Source organism: Methylocystis suflitae (assembly GCF_024448135.1).
Classification (GTDB): Bacteria; Pseudomonadota; Alphaproteobacteria; order Rhizobiales; family Beijerinckiaceae; genus Methylocystis; species Methylocystis suflitae.
The window spans coordinates 44,237-62,809 of the sequence record NZ_JAMRYX010000148.1 but is presented as its reverse complement, the minus strand read 5'-3'; the positions used below and the strand labels follow the sequence as shown (position 1 = coordinate 62,809).

The window sequence follows — 18,573 nt, the reverse complement described above, 5'->3', positions numbered from 1 at the left end:
CGAGTGCGGCGTCCCGAGATAGGGGAACTCTTTCAGAGTGTCGGTATGCGGCTGCAGCCCATCCGGCGGGATGTCGCCCTTCGAGAGAAAGGACAGCCGAAAATTGATGACGTCGTCGGCGAAGGTGCGGCCATTGGGATAGCCCGCGGGCTTGGTGGGATCGAAGCTCAGCATATCGGGCAGGATGCCATGCGCGTCGATCGCCGTGATCGCTTCATCCCTCGTGTAGTCCCCGGTATGGCCCATCAGGTGGATGAACAGCTCGAGCCAGCGCTCGCGGTCGTTCACGGGTTCGCTAGCGTTATATTCTTCCTTTGTTTCATCGGTATTGAAGAAGCTGCTGACCGACGGATGGCCGGCGCGATCGGCATGAATCAGCTTGCCGTCGCTACGCACGCTGCACCGCCCCCAGATTCTGACCCCCGGATTGCCGCCAAGAGCGCTCGTCGGCATTTCGACGACCGTCGAAAGCACATTGGCTTCGGTGTTTGAATCCTTGCCGGTCCAGGGAGACTTGCCGCCCAGATGCGGCGCCGTGAAATTTCTGCCGCCGGACGTGTCGTACAGCGCCAGAATGCCGTCGTAATCGAAAAAGAACGCGTCGCTGCGAACGCCTGTAAAGAAGGTGAAGTCCCCTGCCCGCACGATATTCGGCTTGGCGCCGAAGGAGACTTCCGCGCCGGAGACGATCTTCTCGCCCACGGCTTCGGGAGAATGCGACTGCGCCCCGCGCGCGAGATAAACGTCGAAAGTCTGCCTGCCGTTTTGCTTGGGCGAGAACACATAGCTGATCGCAATGTCCGTCAGGCAATCGCCGTCATTGTCGATGTTGAGCCGGTAGATCGCGTCGGGATGAAATTCATCGCAAGAGGGATTGGCGTTGAGGATGATCGCCGACCGAGTCGGATCGCTTGGAGACTGGAAGGCGTAGAGATCGCATAGATCCAACCTTTGATCGCCAAGCGGCGGACCGAGACTGAGGCCGGTAAAATGATTCGACACGCGTCGCCTCCTATAAAGACGTGGAGAGAATGTGCGGCTGACCTGTTTTAAGCGCCTGCCGGCGCACGCTATGTCGTGTTTGTTTCAACATCAAGATTGTTTGAAATTGTCTATTCGCCGCGAATGAGTCTGATGATGCTCGAAAAATCGGCGCCGCCCTGGCCCGCAGCCTGATGCAGCGCATAGAGCTGCGTCGCCGCGGCCCCTAGCGGCGAGGCCGCGCCGGCCTGCGCGGCGGCTTCCTGCGCGAGTCGCAAATCTTTCAGCATCAGGGCGGTCATGAAGCCCGGCCTATAGTCATTGTTCGCAGGCGAAGCAGGCGTCATCTCCGGCACGGGGCAATAGGTGGTGAGCGACCAGGATTGACCAGAGGAGATCGACGCCGCGTCGAACAGCGCCCTGTGCGAGAGGCCGAGCTTTTCGGCGAGCACGAAAGCCTCGGCCGTCGCGATCATCGTGACGCCGAGCATGAGATTGTTGCAGATTTTCGCCGCCTGCCCCATGCCGGCGCCGCCACAATGAAGCACATGCGCGCCCATGTGCTCGAGAATTGGCATCGCCGCCGCGAACGCCTCCTGCTCGCCACCGCACATAAAGGTGAGCGTCGCCGCTTTCGCGCCGGCGACGCCGCCGGACACCGGCGCGTCGACCGAGCGCGCGCCGCTCTCCTGCGCTAGCCGATGCGCGGCGCGCGCGCTTTCGACGTCAATCGTGGAGCAATCGATGAGGAGTTTGCCACGCGCTTGAGGCGCGATTTCGCGCCAGACGGCAAGCGTCTGATCGCCCTTTTGCAGCATGGTGATCGCAACGTCAGCGCCTTCGATCGCATCGCGCAGGGAATTCGTCGCGACGACCCCCTCCTGGGCGGCGGCTTCTACGAGCGACGCGTTTAGATCAAATCCTCGCGCCTCCACGCCGGCGCGCGCCAGCGCCGCCGCCATCGGACGGCCCATATTGCCGAGACCGATAAAGGCTGCGCGCATCATGGCTATGACAACGTCGGCATGACGAAACTCGCGCCGGTCCTGACGCCGCCCGGCCAGCGCGATGCGACCGTCTTCGTCTTTGTATAGAAGCGGATGGCGTCCGGCCCATGCTGATTGAGATCGCCGAACATCGAACGCTTCCAGCCGCCGAAGGTGTAATAGGCCAGCGGCGTCGGGATCGGCACATTGACGCCGACCATACCCACTTCGACGCGGGAGGCGAATTCGCGCGCGGCGTCGCCATCGCGGGTATAGATCGCGACGCCATTGCCATATTCGTGATCATTGGCTAGCGATAGCGCCTCGTCGAAACCACGCGCGCGCACCACGCTGAGCACCGGCCCGAAGATTTCCTCCTTGTAGATGCGCATCTCCGGCCGCACCTCGTCGAACAGACATCCGCCCATGTAGAAGCCGTTCTCATAGCCTTGCATTTTGAAACCGCGTCCGTCGACGCGGAGTTTGGCGCCCTCCCCGACGCCAAGCGCGACGTAATCCTTGACCCGCTCCAGATGCGCGCGCGTGATCATCGGGCCGAAATCGGCTGAAGGATCGGTCGAAGGGCCGACGCGCAGATTTTCGACCCGCGGCTCAAGCCGAGCGACCAGCGCGTCGGCCGTTGCTTCCCCGACCGGCACGGCGACCGAGATCGCCATGCACCGCTCGCCGCCCGACCCATAGGCGGCGCCGACCAGGGCGTCGACCGCCTGATCCATGTCGGCGTCAGGCATGATCACCATGTGGTTTTTTGCGCCGCCGAAGCACTGCATGCGTTTCCCGTGAGCGGCGCCATGCGAGTAGACATATTCGGCGACCGGCGTCGAACCAACGAAGCCGATGGCCTTGACGTCAGGGTCTTCGAGCAGCGCGTCGACCGCTTCCTTGTCGCCGTTGACGACATTAAGCACGCCCGGCGGCAGGCCGGCTTCGAGCATCAGTTCGGCCAGAAACAAAGGCGCGCCGGGATCGCGTTCGGAGGGCTTCAGAATGAAGGAATTGCCGCAGGCGATGGCCGGGGCGAATTTCCACATCGGAATCATCACCGGAAAATTGAAAGGGGTGATGCCGGCGACGACGCCGAGCGGCTGGCGCATCGAATAGACGTCGAGGCCGGCCGCCGCGGAATCGGTAAATTCGCCCTTCATCAGATGCGGAACGCCGATGCAAAATTCGGCGACCTCGACCCCGCGCTGGATCTCGCCCTGTGCATCGGCGAGCGTCTTGCCGTGCTCGCGCGCGAGAATCGCCGCAAGCCTGTCCTTCTCGCGCCCGACGATATCGACGAATTTCATCAGCACGCGGGCTCTGCGCTGCGGATTGACCGCCGCCCATTCTCGCTGCGCCGCGGCGGCGTCGGCGATCGCCTCGCGCACCTCGTCGCGGCTGGCGAGCGGCACGCGCGAGATCGCCGCGCCCGTCATCGGCTCATAGGCCTCACTGAAACGGCCGGACTTTCCCTTAACCCGGCGTCCGCCGATAAAATGCGATAGCTCTTCCATGTTCGCTCATCTAAGGCGCGTCCGGCCGATGTCATCTCGCAAGACGGGATCGCGCGCCTATATGTTGGAGAGAGACGCCTTCCACGACGGACGCCGGCGATGGGACTGCAGCTCACGAGCGAAAGCAAGAATAGATACGCGCAGGCGCCGCGACAGGCGGACTGGACGATAGATCAGAATTGGGCCTCCTACAGCGACGAGGAGCACGATCGCTGGAACAGGCTGTTCGCCCGCCAGGCGAAGCTCCTGCCCGGACGGGCCTGCGACGAATTCCTGGAGGCGAAGCAACAGCTCGAACTGTCGCGCTCCGGCATTCCGGATTTCGCCGACCTGAGCCGCCGGTTGGGGGCGATGACCGGCTGGAGCGTCGTGCCAGTGGCCGGGCTGATTCCTGATGACGCCTTCTTCGATCATCTCGCCAATCGGCGCTTTCCGGCCGGCGCATTCATTCGCCCGGAGTCGGAGCTTGAATATCTGCAGGAGCCGGACGTTTTCCATGATGTTTTCGGGCATGTGCCGCTCCTCGCCAATCCGACCTATGCGCGCTTTCTCCAAGCCTATGGCGAGGGCGGCCGACGCGCGCTCGCGCGCGGGCAGCTCCATAATCTCGCGCGGCTATACTGGTACACGATCGAGTTCGGCCTGATCGAAACGCCCAAAGGGCTGCGCATTTTCGGGGCCGGAATAATGTCCTCGCCTTCGGAGACGATCTTTTCGCTGGAAGATTCGTCGCCGAACCGCGTCGCTTTCGACCTCGAACGCGTCATGCGAACGAATTACATCATCAGCGATTTCCAGCAGACATATTTCGTCATCGAAAGCTTCGAGAAACTTCTCGCCGACGGTTATCAGGATTTTGGTCCGATCTATGATCGACTGCGCAACGCTTCGGACTTCGCCGCGCATGAACTCGCGCCCGGAGACCGCATCATCTCGCGCGGCGATTTCCATTACTTTCGCGCTAAACGCAGCGCTTAATCCTACGCCGGAATTGCGTGAAGGGTGTTTTCCTCACCCTCATCCTCGTCCTTCGAGACGCGTGCTGCGCACGCTCCTCAGGATGAGGAAGCCCTTCACCCGATCGCCCTGTTGACCCTAAGACTCGGAGTTGACGACGCATTGCTCGATGGCGCCGAAAATCGAGCGCCCATCGGCGGCGCGCATCTCGATGCGCACCACATCGCCAGCCTTCAGGAATGGCGTGCGCGGCGCGCCCTCAATGAGCTTCTCGACCACGCGCTGCTCGGCGATGCAGGAGTAGCCATCTCCGCCCTGCGCAATCGGTCTGCCAGGACCGCCGTCGGCGTCCCGGTTGGAAATGGTGCCGGAACCGATGATCGTTCCGGCGCTAAGCGCGCGCGTGCGCGCCGCATGCGCGATGAGACGCGGAAAGTCGAAGGTCATGTCCTTTCCGGCGTCCGGCCGGCCGAGCGGCGCGCCATTGACGAAGGACAAAAGCGGCAGCGAGAGCCGCCCGCCATCCCAAGCGTCGCCAAGCTCATCGGGCGTGACGGCGACCGGAGAAAAGGCGGAAGCGGGCTTGGACTGGAAAAAGCCAAAACCTTTCGCCAGCTCTGGAGGGACCAGTCCGCGTAGGGTTATGTCATTGACCAGCATGACGAGCTTGATGTGATCGCGCGCGTCCTCCGGCGTCACGCCCATCGGCACATCATCCGTGACAATGGCGACTTCGGCTTCGAGATCGAGGTCGTGCCCTTCATCCAGCATGGGAATGGCGTCACGCGGGCCAAGGAAGACGTCGGAGCCTCCCTGATACATCAGCGGGTCGCTCCAGAAGCTCTCCGGCATTTCCGCGCCGCGCGACTTGCGAACGAGCGCGACGTGATTGACATACGCCGAGCCGTCCGCCCACTGATAGGCGCGGGGCAGCGGCGAGGCGCAATCCTGCTCGCGAAAGGGAAAGCTCTCGCGAAGTCCGCATTCGAGCCGCGCCGCCAGCGCCCGCAGCTCCGGCGCGACGGTTTGCCAATCTTCAAGCGCCGACTGCAGCGTGGGCGCGACGAAGCCCGCCGCGACAGCCCGCGTGAGATCGCGCGAGACGAGGATGAGGGCGCCGTCCCGCCGGCTCTTCAGGGATGCGAGCTTCACGGGCCATTGCCGGTGAAATAACGGCGCAGCCCCGACCAGCACTCAGCATAATCCTGCTGCAGGGTTTCAAGCGACATGGCGAAAGCGGTCGGATGCAGCGGCAGTCGAGACTCGAACATAAAGGCGAGAGCGTCGTCGATCTTCGCCGGGCCAAGGTCGGCTTGAGAGGCCTGTTCGAAAGCTTCCGCGTCCGGGCCATGCGGCAGCATCGCGTTGTGAAGCGACATGCCGCCGGGCTCAAAGCCGGACGGCTTCGCGTCGTAGCGTCCGTAAATCAAACCCATGAATTCGCTCATAATGTTCAAATGATACCAGGGAGGCCGGAACGTATGTTCCGCGACTTGCCACCGCGGGGGGAAAATCGCGAAATCGACGTTGCCCACGCCGGTTTCGTCTGAAGGAGAGGTCAGCACCGTAAATATTGATGGATCGGGATGATCGAACAGCAAGGCGCCGACAGGACAGAATTTGCGCAGATCATATTTATAGGGCGCGTAATTTCCATGCCAGGCGACCACGTCGAGCGGCGAATGATCGAGGTCACAGCGATAGAAGCGCCCGCCCCATTTGACGCTCAGACGGCAGGGCTTTTCCTTGTCTTCGAATGCGGCGGTCGGCGCAAAGAAGTCGCGCGGATCGGCGAGTCCATTCGCGCCGATGACGCCGCGATAAGGCAATGTGAACGGCGCGCCGTAATTCTCACAGACATAGCCGCGAGCCGGGCCGCCCGATAGCTCAACCCGAAATTTCACGCCGCGCGGAACGACGCATATCTCGCCGGGAGAGCATTCGAGGAGGCCGAACTCGGTGAAGATGCGCAGGTCGCCGAGCTGCGGGACAATCAGCAACTCGCCGTCGGCGTCGTAGAAATAGTCGTCGGACATCGACTGTCCGGCGAGATAGAGATGCGCCGCCATGCCGACTCTCAAGCTGCAATCGCCGGCCATCACGATCGTGCGGATTCCTTCGATAAAGGAGCCTGCGTCGTCGGCGACGTCGCTTGCGCTCCAGCGCAGCTGCCCGAGCGGCGCGCCAACATCGCGGCAGGGCGCGGTTTTCCAGTGGCTCTGTTCGATGTCCTTGGGATTGCGGACGTGCAGGACGGAGGGTCGTATGCGGTAGAGCCAGGAGCGCCGGTTGAGGTGGTTCGGCGCGGTGAAGGCGGAGCCGGACAATTGTTCGGCGTAAAGGCCGTAAGGGCACCGCTGCGGCGAGTTCTGCCCCATCGGCAACGCGCCGGGCAGGGCTTCGCTCTCGAACGCATTGCCGAAGCCATGCAAATAGCGCGTGGGGGACATTGCCTAGCCTGCCGCCCGGTTCAAAACGCCGCGGCGGATCTGATCCTCTTCGATCGATTCAAATAGCGCCCGGAAATTCCCTTCGCCGAAGCCTTCATCGCCCTTGCGCTGGATGAATTCGAAGAAGATGGGGCCAATGACCGTCTTGGAGAAAATCTGCAGCAACAGACGTCGGGCGCCCGCCGTGAGTCCGTCGATCAGAATGCCGAGCTCCTTGAGCCGCTGCGTCGGCTCTCCGTGCCCCGGCAGCCTTTGCTCGAGGGCTTCGTAATAGGCGTCCGGCGGCGCCGGCATGAAATCGAGCCCGTTGTTGCGCATCGCGACAACGGTCTCATAAATATCCCGGCACGCGCAGGCGATATGCTGAATGCCTTCCCCTTTATATGCGTCCAGAAATTCCTCGATCTGGCTCTTTTCGTCGGAGCTTTCATTGATCGGGATGCGAATCTTGCCGCAGGGGCTCGTCATGGCGCGAGAGCGCAAACCTGTCATCTTGCCTTCTATGTCGAAGTAACGAATTTCACGGAAATTGAAGATCCGCTCATACCATGCCGCGAGCGCGTCCATGCGGCCGCGCCGAACATTGTGCGTCAGATGGTCGATGTTGGTCAGTCCCACGCCTGGGGGATTCGGATCGCGCTCTCCGATCCATCGAAAGTCGATGTCCCAAATCGAACCCTGATCGCCATATCGGTCGACAAGATAGATGAGTGAACCTCCGACGCCCTCGATGGCGGGAATGTTCAGCTCCATCGGGCCAACGCCGCAGGCGACAGGCTTGGCGCCCAGCGAGACGGCGCGGCGCATCGCTTTTGCGGCGTCGATGACGCGGAAGCCGATGCAGCACACCGACGGCCCGTGCGCTTTCTGGAATTCGGCGGCGAAGCTTTGAGGCTCCGCATTCAGCACATAATTCACTTCCCCCTGCCGATACAGCGTCACATCCTTGGAGCGATGACGCGCAACGGCGACGAAGCCCATCTTCTCGAACAGCGAGGCGAGTTGCGCGGGATCGGGGTGAGCGAATTCGACAAATTCGAATCCGTCTGTTCCCATCGGGTTTTCGGCGGGCGTTTCAGCGCCGCCAGGCGTCGGGTCCATGGGTAAGGGCCTATATACAGCTTTGGCTGACCTGCTATTTAAATATTGCGTTCCCGATCCGGTTAAAGGCCCATGATCCTTTACGACTATTACCGCTCGTCGGCCGCCTATCGCGTGCGGATCGCCATCGCGCTCAAAGGGCTCGTCGTGGAACGCCGCCGCGTCCATCTATTGCACGGCGAACAGCGTGATCCCGGCTATCGCGCCAAAAGCCCGCTGGCCATCGTGCCGACCCTTGAACTTGACGACGGTCGACTCATTACCCAGTCGTTGGCGATCATCGGTTATCTTGACGCGCTGAAGCCTGAGCCGCTGCTCTTGCCAAGAGACGCCGTTCTGGCGGCGCAGGCGCGGGCGGCGGCGTTGACGATCGCCTGCGAGATTCATCCGCTCGCCAATTTGCGGGTGATAGAGGCGCTGCAGCGACAGTTCGGCGCCAAGGACGATCAGATCGCCACCTGGCGCAGGCGCTGGATTGCCGAAGGGCTGAGCGCGGTCGAGGCGCTTATCGCGCCGCCTGCCCCTTTCGCCTTTGGCGCCGAGCCGTCGCTTGCCGACATATGCCTCATTCCGCAGGTCTATAACGCGCGACGCTTCGACGTTTCACTCGCGGCCTGCCCGCGCATCCTTGCCGTGGAGGCGGCTTGCGCCGCGCACCCTGCTTTCATCGAAGCGCGTCCAGAGGCGCAGCCGGACGCCGAATGAGATTTTAGGACGCGAGCGTCAGATCGGCGATCACAGCCCCCAGGAAGCGGCCTGCTTCGCCGCCGGTGACGACGCGGTGATCGAAGGTCAGGCTCAGAGGCAAAATCCGATGCACGGCGGGCGCGCCATCGACAGCGACAACCTCGTCTCTGATCCGGCCGGCGCCCAGGATCGCGACCGTGGGCGGCAGCACGATCGGAGCGGCGTAGCGCCCGGCGATCATGCCGAAATTCGAAAGCGTGATGGTCGCGCCGCGCAGTTCCTCGGGCGGGATTCGCCGCGCCGCCGCGTCCTGCCGCATACGGTCGAGGCCCTTGCGCAAGTCCTGCGCGTGGCGATTGCCCACGTCCCGCAAGACAGGCACGAACAGGCCCTCTTCCGACAGATCCACGGCGACGCCAAGGTCGATCTTCTTCATCACGCGGCGCGCAAAAGCGTGAGGCTCGAACCAGGCGTTGAGCGCGGGCTCCGCCTTGCAGGCCTGGGCAAGCGCGCGGATCAGGCGGACAGTCGTATCGCTTCCAGGACTCCAGGCATTGATATCGGCGTCGTCAACGATCGTGGCCGCCGCGACTTCCGCCTGCGCCTGCGCCATATTGTGGGCCATGGCGCGGCGCATGCCCCGCAGCGGCTCGGCGGCTTCCGTCTCGCTGAGAATGCGCGCGACGCGCTCGATGTCCTGCGTCGTAATCACCCCGTCCGCGCCGGAGGGCGTCACCATGGCGAGATCGACGTTCAGCTTGCGCGCCAGCGCTCTTACGGCAGGCGTCGCCCGCACCGCTCCGCCGACGTGGCCGACTGAGATCGGCTGGTCGCGGACGATCCCGGAACCCTGCTGAACGGCGCCGACCACTGACCCGGTGTCCTCTCCCGTGCCCTCGAAACCCACCAGCGGCGCGCCGATGCGGATCACGTCGCCCGCGGAGGCGAACAGCCGCTCGATGCGGCCTCCCTGAGGCGATGGAATTTCGACGACCGCCTTGGCGGTTTCAACGGCCACGAGCGGCTGATCGACTTTAACGTCCTCGCCGGCGGCGACGCGCCATTCGACGAGTTCGGCCTCCTGCAAACCCTCTCCGAGATCGGGAAGACGAAAGATGTTCATGACGCCTCCATCACTTGCCGAACGCCGTCGATGATGCGGTCCACGCTCGGAATATATTGCTTCTCCAACTTCGCCAGCGGCACGACCACGTCGTAGCCGGTGACCCGCTTGATGGGCGCCAACAGCGAATAAAGGGCGCGCTCAGCGATTTCGGCGGCGACCTCGGCGCCAAAGCCCGCCGTGCGCGGCGCCTCGTGAACGATGACGCAGCGTCCGGTCTTTTCGACGGAGCGCAGGATCGTTTCCACGTCGAGCGGCTTCAAGGTCGCGACGTCGATCACTTCGATCATCACGCCCTCTTCTTCGAGCTTTTCGGCGGCGGCAAGCGTTTCGGGCACCATCGCGCCCCAGGTGACGACCGTCGCGTCGGCGCCTTCGCGCAGGATGAAGCAGGCGTCGAGCGGCAACTCCACGCCGTCGTCCTCGACCTCCTGGCGGAAGAGCCGATAGAGGCGCGTGGGCTCGAGAAAGATCACCGGATCGGGATCGCGCACAGACGCCAGAAGCAGCCCGTAGGCTCGGGCGGGGGATGAGGGCGCGACGACGCGAAGCCCCGGCATGTGGGCGAACATCGCCTCCGGACTTTCGGAATGATGCTCGGGCGCGTGAATGCCGGCGCCGCAGGGCGAGCGAAGAACCATTGGACATGCCAGCCGCCCGCGCGTGCGATTGCGCATGCGAGACGCGTGATTGATGATTTGGTCGATCGCCGGATAGATGAAACCGGAAAACTGGATTTCGGCGACGGGCTTCAGCCCCATCGCCGCCATGCCGACCGCAACGCCGGCGATTCCGCCTTCGGCCAAGGGCGTGTCGATGACCCGCTCACGTCCGAAGCGCGCCTGCAGGCCGTTCGTGGCGCGAAACACGCCGCCATTGACGCCGATGTCCTCGCCCAGCAGGAGGACATCCTTGTCTTCGCTCATTGCGCGCGCGAGCGCGAGATTGACCGCTTCGACAAGAGTGATTTCAGCCATGACCGTTTCCGTTGCCGTTTGCGCTGCGCTGGGCGAATCGGCGCGCTTCTTCGCGCTGCCACTGCAGGGTATCCGGGAGCTTTGCGTAGAGATGCTCGAACATGGCGTCGCAGTTCAGCGGCGAGGCGTTCAAATAGGCCGCAACCTCGCGATCGACCTCTTCCGCACATTCTTTGTGAAGCTCCGCCTCTTGCTCTTTCGACCAGGCGCCTTCGCTCACAAGATAGGCGCGCAGCCGAGAGATCGGCTCGCGCGTCCACTGCGCGCGCACGACTTCGGGATCGCGATAGCGCGATGCGTCGTCGGCGGTGGTGTGATCGCCGAGCCGATAGGTGAGCGCTTCGATCAGCGTCGGTCCGCCGCCAGATCGCGCCTTGTCGATCGCCCGGCGTACCACTTCATGAACCGCAATGACGTCATTGCCATCGACCTGGCGCCCCTCAACGCCGGCGGCGACACCCTTTTGCGCGAGAGTCTCCGCCGCGCTCTCCAGTTCGCGCGGCGTCGATATCGCCCAGCCGTTATTGTTGATGATAAAAACAACAGGCGTCTTCCAGACTCCCGCCATGTTCAACGCTTCGTAAAAGGCGCCATTGGAGGTGCCGCCGTCGCCAATGAACGTGACGACGACGCGATCCTCCTTCCGCGCCATCAACGCGTAAGCCGCGCCGACCGCCTGGGGGGCCTGCGTGGCGACGGGGACGCAGTTTGGAAAGTCGCCGCGCGCATTTTTGAAGTCGCTGCCGCGCTCGTCGCCGCCCCAATAGAGCAGACATTCGGACATCGCCATGCCGCGATAGAATTGCGCCGCATGATCTCGATAGGACGGCACGAGCACGTCGCGTTCTTCCATCGCCGCGGCCGCCCCGACGCCAATCGCTTCCTGGCCGAGCGCCGAAGCGAACGTTCCCAGCTGACCGGTGCGTTGAAGACTGATCGCCTTGTTGTCGAAGATCCTGGTTCGCGTCATCGCGCGATAGAATCTGACCAGTCGCTCGATGTCCTTCGCCGATTTGCTGGCCGCCTTGCTGATCTCGCCGCTCGGCGACAACAGCTGAACAAGATCCATATGGAGATCGAAGCCCATTTCAATGTTTCCCATCGCCCCGCTCCTGATGAGCGAAGTAGCGCGGCGATACGCGAGGTCACGGCTCCGCAGCATTTTTTTTGGCGATTTCCCGGCGCCGCAGCGCGGGAAAATGGCCCCCAGCTGTGGGTTTGATTGATTCCGCGCGCCTCGACGGGCTGCGCGCGGACAATGTCGACATGCTCCAATGCAAATTGACGCAGGGCGCGAATCGTGAACGCCGGCGATACCTTCGACCGACCGGCTGCGGACGTCACTGAGGCGCTGGCGCTAGCCCAGCCGCTCGATCGCCATCGCGGTCGCTTCTCCGCCGCCGATGCAGAGCGCCGCCACGCCCCTTCTTAGACCCTTAGCCTCCAGAGCGGCGAGAAGCGTGACGATGATTCGTGCGCCCGACGCGCCGATCGGATGGCCAAGGGCGCAGGCGCCGCCACGGACATTGACCTTCTCATGCGGCAAATCGAGTTCACGCATCGCCGCCATAGCGACGACGGCGAATGCCTCATTGATCTCAAAGAGGTCGACGTCTTTCACCCCCCAGCCCACCCGGTCCATCAGTCTGCGGATCGCTTCGATCGGCATGACGGAAAAGCGGCTCGGAGCGCCCGCGACCGTGACATAGCCGCGAATGACGGCGAGCGGCGTCGCGCCGGCGCGCTCGGCTTCGTCGAGGCGCATCAGGGCGAGCGCCGCCGCGCCGTCCGATATCGCGCTGGCGTTGGCGGCGGTGATCGTGCCGTCCTCCCTGAAGGCGGGTTTGAGGCGGGCGATATCCTCCGCCTTGGCCTTGCCGGGCAGCTCGTCGCTGGCGATGGCGCGCGCATTGGCGCCTTTGCCGAGCGTTATGGGCGCGATCTCCTGCGCGAAAGATTGGTCGCTCGTTGCGCGTTGCGCGCGCGCCAGCGACGTCGACGCATATTGGTCCTGCATCTCGCGGGTAAATTGATACTCCGTCGCGCAATCCTCCGCGAAGGAGCCCATCAGCCGACCCTTTTCGTAGGCGTCCTCGAGACCATCCAGAAACATGTGATCGAGGACCTTGCGGTGTCCCATCCGGTAACCGGTGCGCGCGCGATCGAGCAGATAAGGCGCGTTGCTCATGCTCTCCATACCGCCCGCGACCGCGACCCGCGCGCCGCCAACGGCGAGTTGGTCGCTCGCGAGCATCACCGCCTTCATTCCAGAGCCGCACATTTTATTGATGGTGACGGCGCCCGTCGTCTCCGGCAGCCCGGCGCCGAGCGCCGCCTGCCGCGCCGGGGCCTGCCCAAGGCCAGCGGAGAGGACACAGCCCATGACGACTTCATCTATGTCGTTCGGCCCCAGGCCGGCGCGGGTCACGGCCGCCTCGATGGCGTGCGCGCCCAGCTGCGGCGCGGAGACGTCCTTCAACTCTCCCAGAAACGCGCCGATTGGGGTGCGCGCGGCGCCGACGATGGCGACCGGTGCGGCAGCGCTCATGACAATCTCCTCATCGGCTGGCGGCTAGCCCCTCCAAGCAGGATATGGCGTCTGATCCCAGCTTTTGAACGCTGGGAGCGGCGTCCCTTCGCCCGCGAGAATGTCTTCGACGGTTTCGTCGCTCACAGCGTCAAGCTTATCCGGCGACCATCTCGGGCGCCGGTCCTTGTCGATGATCGCGGCGCGGATGCCTTCATAAAGATCGTGGGTCGCCAGCATGCGGCACGCCGCCTTGAATTCATTCGTCAGACACGTCTCGACGTCAGCCGCGCGCGCGGCGCGCAGCAGCAATGCGCGCGTCACTTTCAGCGCCGTCGGCGACTTCGCCCTGATGTCCTCCGCCGCGCGCAAGGAGAATTCCGACCCCTCGCGCTCGAAGGCGGCGACCACGTCTGCGACGTTCTCATGCGCCGTCGCTGCAGCGAGCAATGGCCTATGCAGCGAGAGCCGGCCGCTCCCTGGGTGGCGGGCGAAGCGCCGCAGTGCAACCTCGACGTCTTCGGCGGCTCCTATCGTCGAGAGCCCGCCGATCAGCGGCAGAATGTCCTCCGCGTGAATGAGAACATCCGCAAGACCGGCCTCTATCGCGTCGGCGGCCGCCACCGACGTCGCGGAAAGCGCCAGATAGGCGCCGATTTCACGCGCTCTCGAAAGAAGCCAAGTCGCGCCCACATCAGGAAAGAATCCGATGCCGACCTCCGGCATCGCGACGCGGCTTCGCTCCGTGACCACTCTCCGATTGCCATGCGCAGATATGCCCACGCCGCCGCCCATCACGACGCCATCCATGATCGCGACATAGGGTTTGGGAAAGGAGGCGATGCGGGCGTTCAGCTCATATTCCTCACGCCAAAAGTCGGCGAACAGCCGCTTTTGCGAGGGCTCCAGTTCGTAGAGAATCCTCACGTCGCCGCCGGCGCACAAACCGCGATCGCCGGCGCCCGTGACGAGCACGGCGCTGACGGCGGGATCGGTCCCGAAGTCGTCAAGCGCGCGCCGGAACTCACGCACCATCGGCAGCGTCAGCGTGTTGAGCACCTGTGGTCTGTTGAGGAGGATGCGTCCGAGACGGCCCTCGCGCGAAGCGATGAGATCCATCAGCTCACTTCAGTAATGAGCGCGCGATGATGACGCGCATGATTTCATTCGTTCCTTCGAGAATCTGATGAACGCGCAGATCGCGAACGATCTTTTCGACTCCATATTCGCTTAAATATCCATAGCCGCCATGCAATTGCAGCGCCTCATTGGCGACCGCGAAGCCGGCGTCGGTCACGACGCGCTTGGCCATCGCGCATAGCGTCGTGGCGCCGGGCGCCTTAGCGTCAAGCGCCGCCGCCGCGCGCCAAAGGAATGTGCGCGAGACTTCAAGCTGCGTAGCCATATCCGCGAGCCGAAATTGCAGCGCCTGGAATTCGTCAAGCGCGCGCCCGAACGCCTTGCGGCTGCGCATGTAACGCAGCGTGTGGTCGAAGGCCGACTGGGCGCCGCCAAGCGAACAGGCCGCGATGTTGAGCCGCCCGCCGTCGAGCGCCGCCATGGCGATCTTGAATCCGTCGCCCTCGCGTCCGATGAGATTTTCGGCCGGCACGCGGCAGTCATCGAAGATGACGGCCCGCGTCGGCTGGGCGTTCCATCCCATTTTTCGCTCAAGCGCGCCGAAACTTAGGCCCGGCGCGCCACCTTCGACGACGAAGGCCGATATGCCCCGCGGCCCCGGCTCGCCGGTGCGCGCCATGACCACATAAAGATGGTCGGCGCCGCCCGCGCCGGCGCCCGAGATAAACTGTTTCGCGCCATTCAAGACATAGTGATCGCCGCTGCGCCGCGCCTGCGTGCGTAGCGCCGCGGCGTCCGAACCGCTGCCCGATTCCGTCAGGCAGTAGCTCGAGAGAACCTCCATCGTCGCGAGCTTTGGCAGCCATGCGTCGATCTGGCGCTCGGTTCCGAAAGCGTCGATCAGGCCCGCGCACATATTGTGAATCGAGAGATAGGCGGCGATCGTTGGACAGCCCATCGCGAGCGCCTCGAAGATCAGCACGCCGTCAAAGCGCGTCAGCCCGGCGCCGCCTGAAGCCTCTCGCACAAAGATCGCGGCCATGCCGAGCGCCGCCGCGTCGCGCAGCGTGTCTACCGGGAAGACATGCTCGCGGTCCCAATCGAGAGCAAACGCCGCAAGCCGATCGCGCCCGAAGTCTCGCGCCATTTCACGAATGGCTTCTTGCTCGGCGCTCAATTCGAAATAGGACGACATTCGGCCATTCACCGCAATTGTTGACGTTAATCTGTCGCGGCGAAGCTTTTTGGCAAGTCAGCGTCGCGAAGGGGCTTCGATCGGATTGCTGCACCTTGCGGCATAGGCCTGCGCCACGCGGCTCGCCGGCGCGCGCTTCAACTCGCTGCAGGCGAAGGCCCCCGCCTCCAAAAGGCGATCGAGCGACACGCCGGTTTCGACGTCCATTCGCTGAAGCATATAAACGACGTCCTCGGTCGCGACATTTCCCGCGGCGCCCGGCGCGAAAGGGCATCCGCCAAGGCCGGCGACCGAACTGTCAACGACGCTGACGCCGACTTCGAGGCAAGCGAAAATATTGGCGAGCGCCTGTCCGTATGTATCGTGAAAATGCACCGCGATTTTTTCGAGCGGCGCGACACGCGCCACCCGTTCGACCAATCGACGGGCTTGCAGCGGCGCGCCAACGCCGATCGTATCGCCGAGCGAGACTTCGAAGCAGCCCATATCGAGGAGCGCGCCGGCGACTGATGCGACTCGGTTGCTATCGACATCTCCTTCGTACGGACAGCCCAAGACGCATGAAATATAGCCCCGGGCGATGACCCCATGGCGCTGTGCTTCTACGACGACTTCCGCATATCGCGCGAGACTTTCCTCGATCGAGCAATTGATATTTCGCTTTGAAAACGTCTCCGACGCCGCAGCGAAGACTGCAATCTCGTCCGCCCCGGCCGCGAGCGCCGCCGCGAGCCCGCGAAGATTGGGAACGAGGACGCTCAGCCGGACATTGTGCTTTGGCGCCAGCGCAAGGGTCTCGTCCGTATGCGCCATTTGCGGCACGGCCGCTGGCGAAACGAAACTTCCCGCTTCGATGCGCGAAAGCCCCGCGGCCGCAAGACGGCCGATAAGTTCGGCCCGGATCTGCGGCGACAACGTCAATTTCTCATTCTGCAGGCCGTCGCGAGGACCCACTTCAACGATGCTGACGCGCGCAGGAAGGTTCATGCCACGTCCTTTCGCAGGACCGTGACGAGTTCGGCGCCCTCGATCGCCATGTCGCCCACTTCGCAGGCGACGCTCTCCACCACGCCGTCATGCGGCGCGGCAAGAGCGATCTCCATTTTCATCGCCTCCAGAACCAAGAGGGTCTCGCCCTTGCTGACGGCGTCGCCCGCCTTTACGGCGACTCGTGTGACGGTCGCCGGCATCGGCGCCAGCACGCGCTCGTTCAATGGTCCTTCGCTTTGCGGGGAGCTCGCCGCTTCCACCCAGGTGATGACATGGTTCCTACCGCCGAGAATGACGACGACGCCGTCATCCAGGGCGACTGTTGAGACCTCGTGCTTAACCCCGTCCACAAGCAGCGAGAGGCGGTCGCCGACGCTTTGAACTTCCACCGCCGTGACGGCGTCGCCAACGCTCAGCAGGAAGCCCCCGTCCTGCGGACGCATGATCTGCGCCTCAAGCGTCCGGCCCGCTTGCGTAACCCTGAGCTCATGACCGGCGCGCTCATAGAGCCGCCACGCGTCCGTTCCGGCCCAGGGCGACCAATCGTCGCCGACCGCTTTGCTCGCTTCAAGCGCCGCGCGCCGAGCGTTGGCCAGGAAGACCACGCTCGCGGCCGCAAGAAGGACGCGATCCGAATCCATGCTCGGAGCCGCGGGGCTAGTCAGCATAGCGATATTGTTCCCGACGTATTCCGTGTCGTAATCTCCGCCCGCCATCCGGTCGCTCTTGGAGATCGCCCGCAGCAGATCGAGGTTTGTGGCGACGCCAACGACCTCGACCTCTTCCAGCCCCGCCTGCAAGCAACGCAACGCCTGCTCGCGGCTGTCGCCGTAGACGATGAGTTTCGCCAGAAGCGAATCATAGTAAGGCGTGACGCGATCGCCGGCGCGAACGCCCGAGTCGATACGCAAGAATGGCCCCTTCCGCGGCCCACGAAAATGGACGATCTCGCCGACCGAAGGCATAAACCCGCGAGCGGGATCTTCCGCGCAAATCCGCGCTTCGATGGCGCAGCCGCTCATCCTCAGATCTTTCTGCGTCAAGGGGAGCGGCCCGCCACAGGCGACGCGCAGCTGCCATTCGACGAGGTCCTGCTTCGAGACCATCTCAGTGACGGGATGTTCGACCTGAAGCCGCGTGTTCATCTCGAGAAAATAGAAGTGGTCTTCTCCGACGAGAAATTCGACCGTGCCGGCGCCGGTGTAGCCCGCCGCATGTGCGGCGCGGATCGCCGCGTCGCTCATCTGCTCTCGCAACCAAGGCGTTAGACCGGGCGCAGGCGTCTCTTCAATGATCTTTTGGTGGCGGCGCTGCATCGAACAGTCGCGCTCAAGGAAAGATACGACGCCGCCGAGCGAATCCGCGAATATCTGGATTTCGACGTGCTTATAACCGGAGAAATATTTCTCGATGAACAGCGTGTCATCGCCGAAGGCGGCGCCCGCTTCTCGCCGCGCGCTTTCGATCGCCGATAATAATTCTTCCGGCGCGCGCACGATGCGCATGCCTCTTCCGCCGCCGCCGGCGGACGCCTTCACGAGCACTGGAAGGCCGATGGCGCGCGCCGCTTCGAACAATTCAGAGTCTTCCCCCCCGGATGAACCCGGCGCCACAGGCACCCCCGCCCGCACCATCGCGGCCTTGGCCTCGCTCTTGGAGCCAAGAAGCCGCATTGCGTGGGGCGGAGGCCCGACGAAGATCAATCCATTCGCCGCGCAGGCTTCGGCGAAGTCCGCGTTCTCCGCCAGGAAACCGTAGCCTGGATGTATGGCGTCCGAACCGGAACGATGCGCAATTTCGATGATCTTTCCGATCGACAGATAGCTGTCGCGCGCCGGCGCAGGACCGAGAAGATAGGCTTCATCCGCCAGTTCGACATGCAGCGCGTGCGCGTCGACTTCGGAGTAGACGGCGACTGACGTGACGCCCAATCTTTTCGCGGTTCGCATGATTCGGCAAGCGATCTCGCCGCGGTTCGCGATGAGGAGCTTGCGCATCA

The 18,573-nt window shown here is 63.5% G+C and carries 16 protein-coding genes; 2 read left to right on the top strand and 14 right to left on the bottom strand.

Annotated elements, in window-relative coordinates; translation table 11 throughout:
* The 3 genes from NEI07_RS11560 to NEI07_RS11550 form a co-directional block, all read right to left on the bottom strand.
* The coding region (locus NEI07_RS11560; protein WP_256034709.1) for a DUF4331 family protein at window positions 1-1,002 on the bottom strand (1,002 nt) is incomplete at its 3' end.
* Window positions 1,003-1,112: 110 nt separating this feature from the next.
* Window positions 1,113-1,988: a 3-hydroxyisobutyrate dehydrogenase gene (mmsB, locus tag NEI07_RS11555; RefSeq protein WP_256034708.1), complete on the bottom strand. Its 876-nt coding sequence runs from the start codon at window positions 1,986-1,988 to the stop codon at window positions 1,113-1,115.
* A 2-nt stretch (window positions 1,989-1,990) separates the two neighbouring features.
* Window positions 1,991-3,487 (bottom strand): CoA-acylating methylmalonate-semialdehyde dehydrogenase, encoded by a 1,497-nt coding sequence (locus NEI07_RS11550; protein ID WP_256034705.1) that lies wholly within the window; start codon window positions 3,485-3,487, stop codon window positions 1,991-1,993.
* A gap of 99 nt (window positions 3,488-3,586) precedes the next feature.
* Here NEI07_RS11550 and phhA point away from each other — a divergent pair, with 99 nt between their 5' ends.
* Window positions 3,587-4,465, top strand: a complete 879-nt coding sequence (phhA, locus tag NEI07_RS11545) for a phenylalanine 4-monooxygenase (RefSeq protein ID WP_256034702.1) — start codon at window positions 3,587-3,589, stop codon at window positions 4,463-4,465.
* 117 nt (window positions 4,466-4,582) lie between these two features.
* Here the strand turns inward: phhA and NEI07_RS11540 are convergent, their stop codons facing one another.
* The 3 genes from NEI07_RS11540 to hppD are packed head-to-tail and all read right to left on the bottom strand — an operon-like array spanning window position 4,583 to window position 7,995.
* Window positions 4,583-5,596 (bottom strand): fumarylacetoacetate hydrolase family protein, encoded by a 1,014-nt coding sequence (locus tag NEI07_RS11540; RefSeq protein ID WP_256034701.1) that lies wholly within the window; start codon window positions 5,594-5,596, stop codon window positions 4,583-4,585.
* On the bottom strand, window positions 5,593-6,894 hold the full coding sequence (gene hmgA, locus NEI07_RS11535; protein WP_256034700.1) for a homogentisate 1,2-dioxygenase: 1,302 nt from the start codon (window positions 6,892-6,894) through the stop codon (window positions 5,593-5,595). Before hmgA ends, NEI07_RS11540 begins: the two co-directional genes overlap by 4 nt.
* 3 nt (window positions 6,895-6,897) lie before the next feature.
* On the bottom strand, window positions 6,898-7,995 hold the full coding sequence (gene hppD / locus NEI07_RS11530) for a 4-hydroxyphenylpyruvate dioxygenase (RefSeq protein ID WP_256034697.1): 1,098 nt from the start codon (window positions 7,993-7,995) through the stop codon (window positions 6,898-6,900).
* A gap of 72 nt (window positions 7,996-8,067) precedes the next feature.
* Here hppD and maiA point away from each other — a divergent pair, with 72 nt between their 5' ends.
* Window positions 8,068-8,700, top strand: a complete 633-nt coding sequence (gene maiA, locus NEI07_RS11525) for a maleylacetoacetate isomerase (RefSeq protein WP_256034695.1) — start codon at window positions 8,068-8,070, stop codon at window positions 8,698-8,700.
* Window positions 8,701-8,704: 4 nt separating this feature from the next.
* Here maiA and NEI07_RS11520 read toward each other — a convergent pair whose 3' ends face one another.
* From NEI07_RS11520 to NEI07_RS11485, 8 genes are all read right to left on the bottom strand, one after another.
* On the bottom strand, window positions 8,705-9,805 hold the full coding sequence (locus NEI07_RS11520) for a dihydrolipoamide acetyltransferase family protein (RefSeq protein WP_256034694.1): 1,101 nt from the start codon (window positions 9,803-9,805) through the stop codon (window positions 8,705-8,707).
* Window positions 9,802-10,782: an alpha-ketoacid dehydrogenase subunit beta gene (locus NEI07_RS11515; protein WP_256034693.1), complete on the bottom strand. Its 981-nt coding sequence runs from the start codon at window positions 10,780-10,782 to the stop codon at window positions 9,802-9,804. Before NEI07_RS11515 ends, NEI07_RS11520 begins: the two co-directional genes overlap by 4 nt.
* Window positions 10,775-11,884, bottom strand: a complete 1,110-nt coding sequence (gene pdhA / locus NEI07_RS11510) for a pyruvate dehydrogenase (acetyl-transferring) E1 component subunit alpha (protein WP_256034692.1) — start codon at window positions 11,882-11,884, stop codon at window positions 10,775-10,777. The genes NEI07_RS11515 and pdhA overlap by 8 nt, the downstream gene beginning before the upstream one ends.
* Window positions 11,885-12,139: 255 nt before the next feature.
* Window positions 12,140-13,330 (bottom strand): acetyl-CoA C-acyltransferase, encoded by a 1,191-nt coding sequence (locus NEI07_RS11505; protein WP_256034691.1) that lies wholly within the window; start codon window positions 13,328-13,330, stop codon window positions 12,140-12,142.
* A 24-nt stretch (window positions 13,331-13,354) separates the two neighbouring features.
* Entirely contained in the window at window positions 13,355-14,428 is a 1,074-nt protein-coding gene (locus NEI07_RS11500; RefSeq protein ID WP_256034690.1) for a 3-hydroxyisobutyryl-CoA hydrolase, read from the bottom strand.
* 4 nt (window positions 14,429-14,432) lie between these two features.
* On the bottom strand, window positions 14,433-15,584 hold the full coding sequence (locus NEI07_RS11495; RefSeq protein ID WP_256034689.1) for an acyl-CoA dehydrogenase family protein: 1,152 nt from the start codon (window positions 15,582-15,584) through the stop codon (window positions 14,433-14,435).
* Between the two features lie 57 nt (window positions 15,585-15,641).
* Entirely contained in the window at window positions 15,642-16,571 is a 930-nt protein-coding gene (locus NEI07_RS11490) for a hydroxymethylglutaryl-CoA lyase (protein ID WP_256034688.1), read from the bottom strand.
* Window positions 16,568-18,571, bottom strand: coding sequence for an acetyl/propionyl/methylcrotonyl-CoA carboxylase subunit alpha (locus NEI07_RS11485; protein WP_256034687.1), 2,004 nt, complete (start codon window positions 18,569-18,571; stop codon window positions 16,568-16,570). The genes NEI07_RS11490 and NEI07_RS11485 overlap by 4 nt, the downstream gene beginning before the upstream one ends.
* Window positions 18,572-18,573: the final 2 nt, after the last annotated feature.

Excerpts from the sequence above, each read along its gene's own strand:
- mmsB (WP_256034708.1), bottom strand. The coding sequence starts at position 1,988 with ATGATGCGCGCAGCCTTTATCGGTCTCGGCAATATGGGCCGTCCGATG.
- NEI07_RS11550 (WP_256034705.1), bottom strand. The coding sequence starts at position 3,487 with ATGGAAGAGCTATCGCATTTTATCGGCGGACGCCGGGTTAAGGGAAAG.
- phhA (WP_256034702.1), top strand. The coding sequence starts at position 3,587 with ATGGGACTGCAGCTCACGAGCGAAAGCAAGAATAGATACGCGCAGGCG.
- hmgA (WP_256034700.1), bottom strand. The coding sequence starts at position 6,894 with ATGTCCCCCACGCGCTATTTGCATGGCTTCGGCAATGCGTTCGAGAGC.
- hppD (WP_256034697.1), bottom strand. The coding sequence starts at position 7,995 with ATGGACCCGACGCCTGGCGGCGCTGAAACGCCCGCCGAAAACCCGATG.
- maiA (WP_256034695.1), top strand. The coding sequence starts at position 8,068 with ATGATCCTTTACGACTATTACCGCTCGTCGGCCGCCTATCGCGTGCGG.
- NEI07_RS11520 (WP_256034694.1), bottom strand. The coding sequence starts at position 9,805 with ATGAACATCTTTCGTCTTCCCGATCTCGGAGAGGGTTTGCAGGAGGCC.
- NEI07_RS11515 (WP_256034693.1), bottom strand. The coding sequence starts at position 10,782 with ATGGCTGAAATCACTCTTGTCGAAGCGGTCAATCTCGCGCTCGCGCGC.
- pdhA (WP_256034692.1), bottom strand. The coding sequence starts at position 11,884 with ATGGGAAACATTGAAATGGGCTTCGATCTCCATATGGATCTTGTTCAG.
- NEI07_RS11505 (WP_256034691.1), bottom strand. The coding sequence starts at position 13,330 with ATGAGCGCTGCCGCACCGGTCGCCATCGTCGGCGCCGCGCGCACCCCA.
- NEI07_RS11500 (WP_256034690.1), bottom strand. The coding sequence starts at position 14,428 with ATGGATCTCATCGCTTCGCGCGAGGGCCGTCTCGGACGCATCCTCCTC.
- NEI07_RS11495 (WP_256034689.1), bottom strand. The coding sequence starts at position 15,584 with ATGTCGTCCTATTTCGAATTGAGCGCCGAGCAAGAAGCCATTCGTGAA.
- NEI07_RS11490 (WP_256034688.1), bottom strand. The coding sequence starts at position 16,571 with ATGAACCTTCCTGCGCGCGTCAGCATCGTTGAAGTGGGTCCTCGCGAC.
- NEI07_RS11485 (WP_256034687.1), bottom strand. The coding sequence starts at position 18,571 with ATGCGCAAGCTCCTCATCGCGAACCGCGGCGAGATCGCTTGCCGAATC.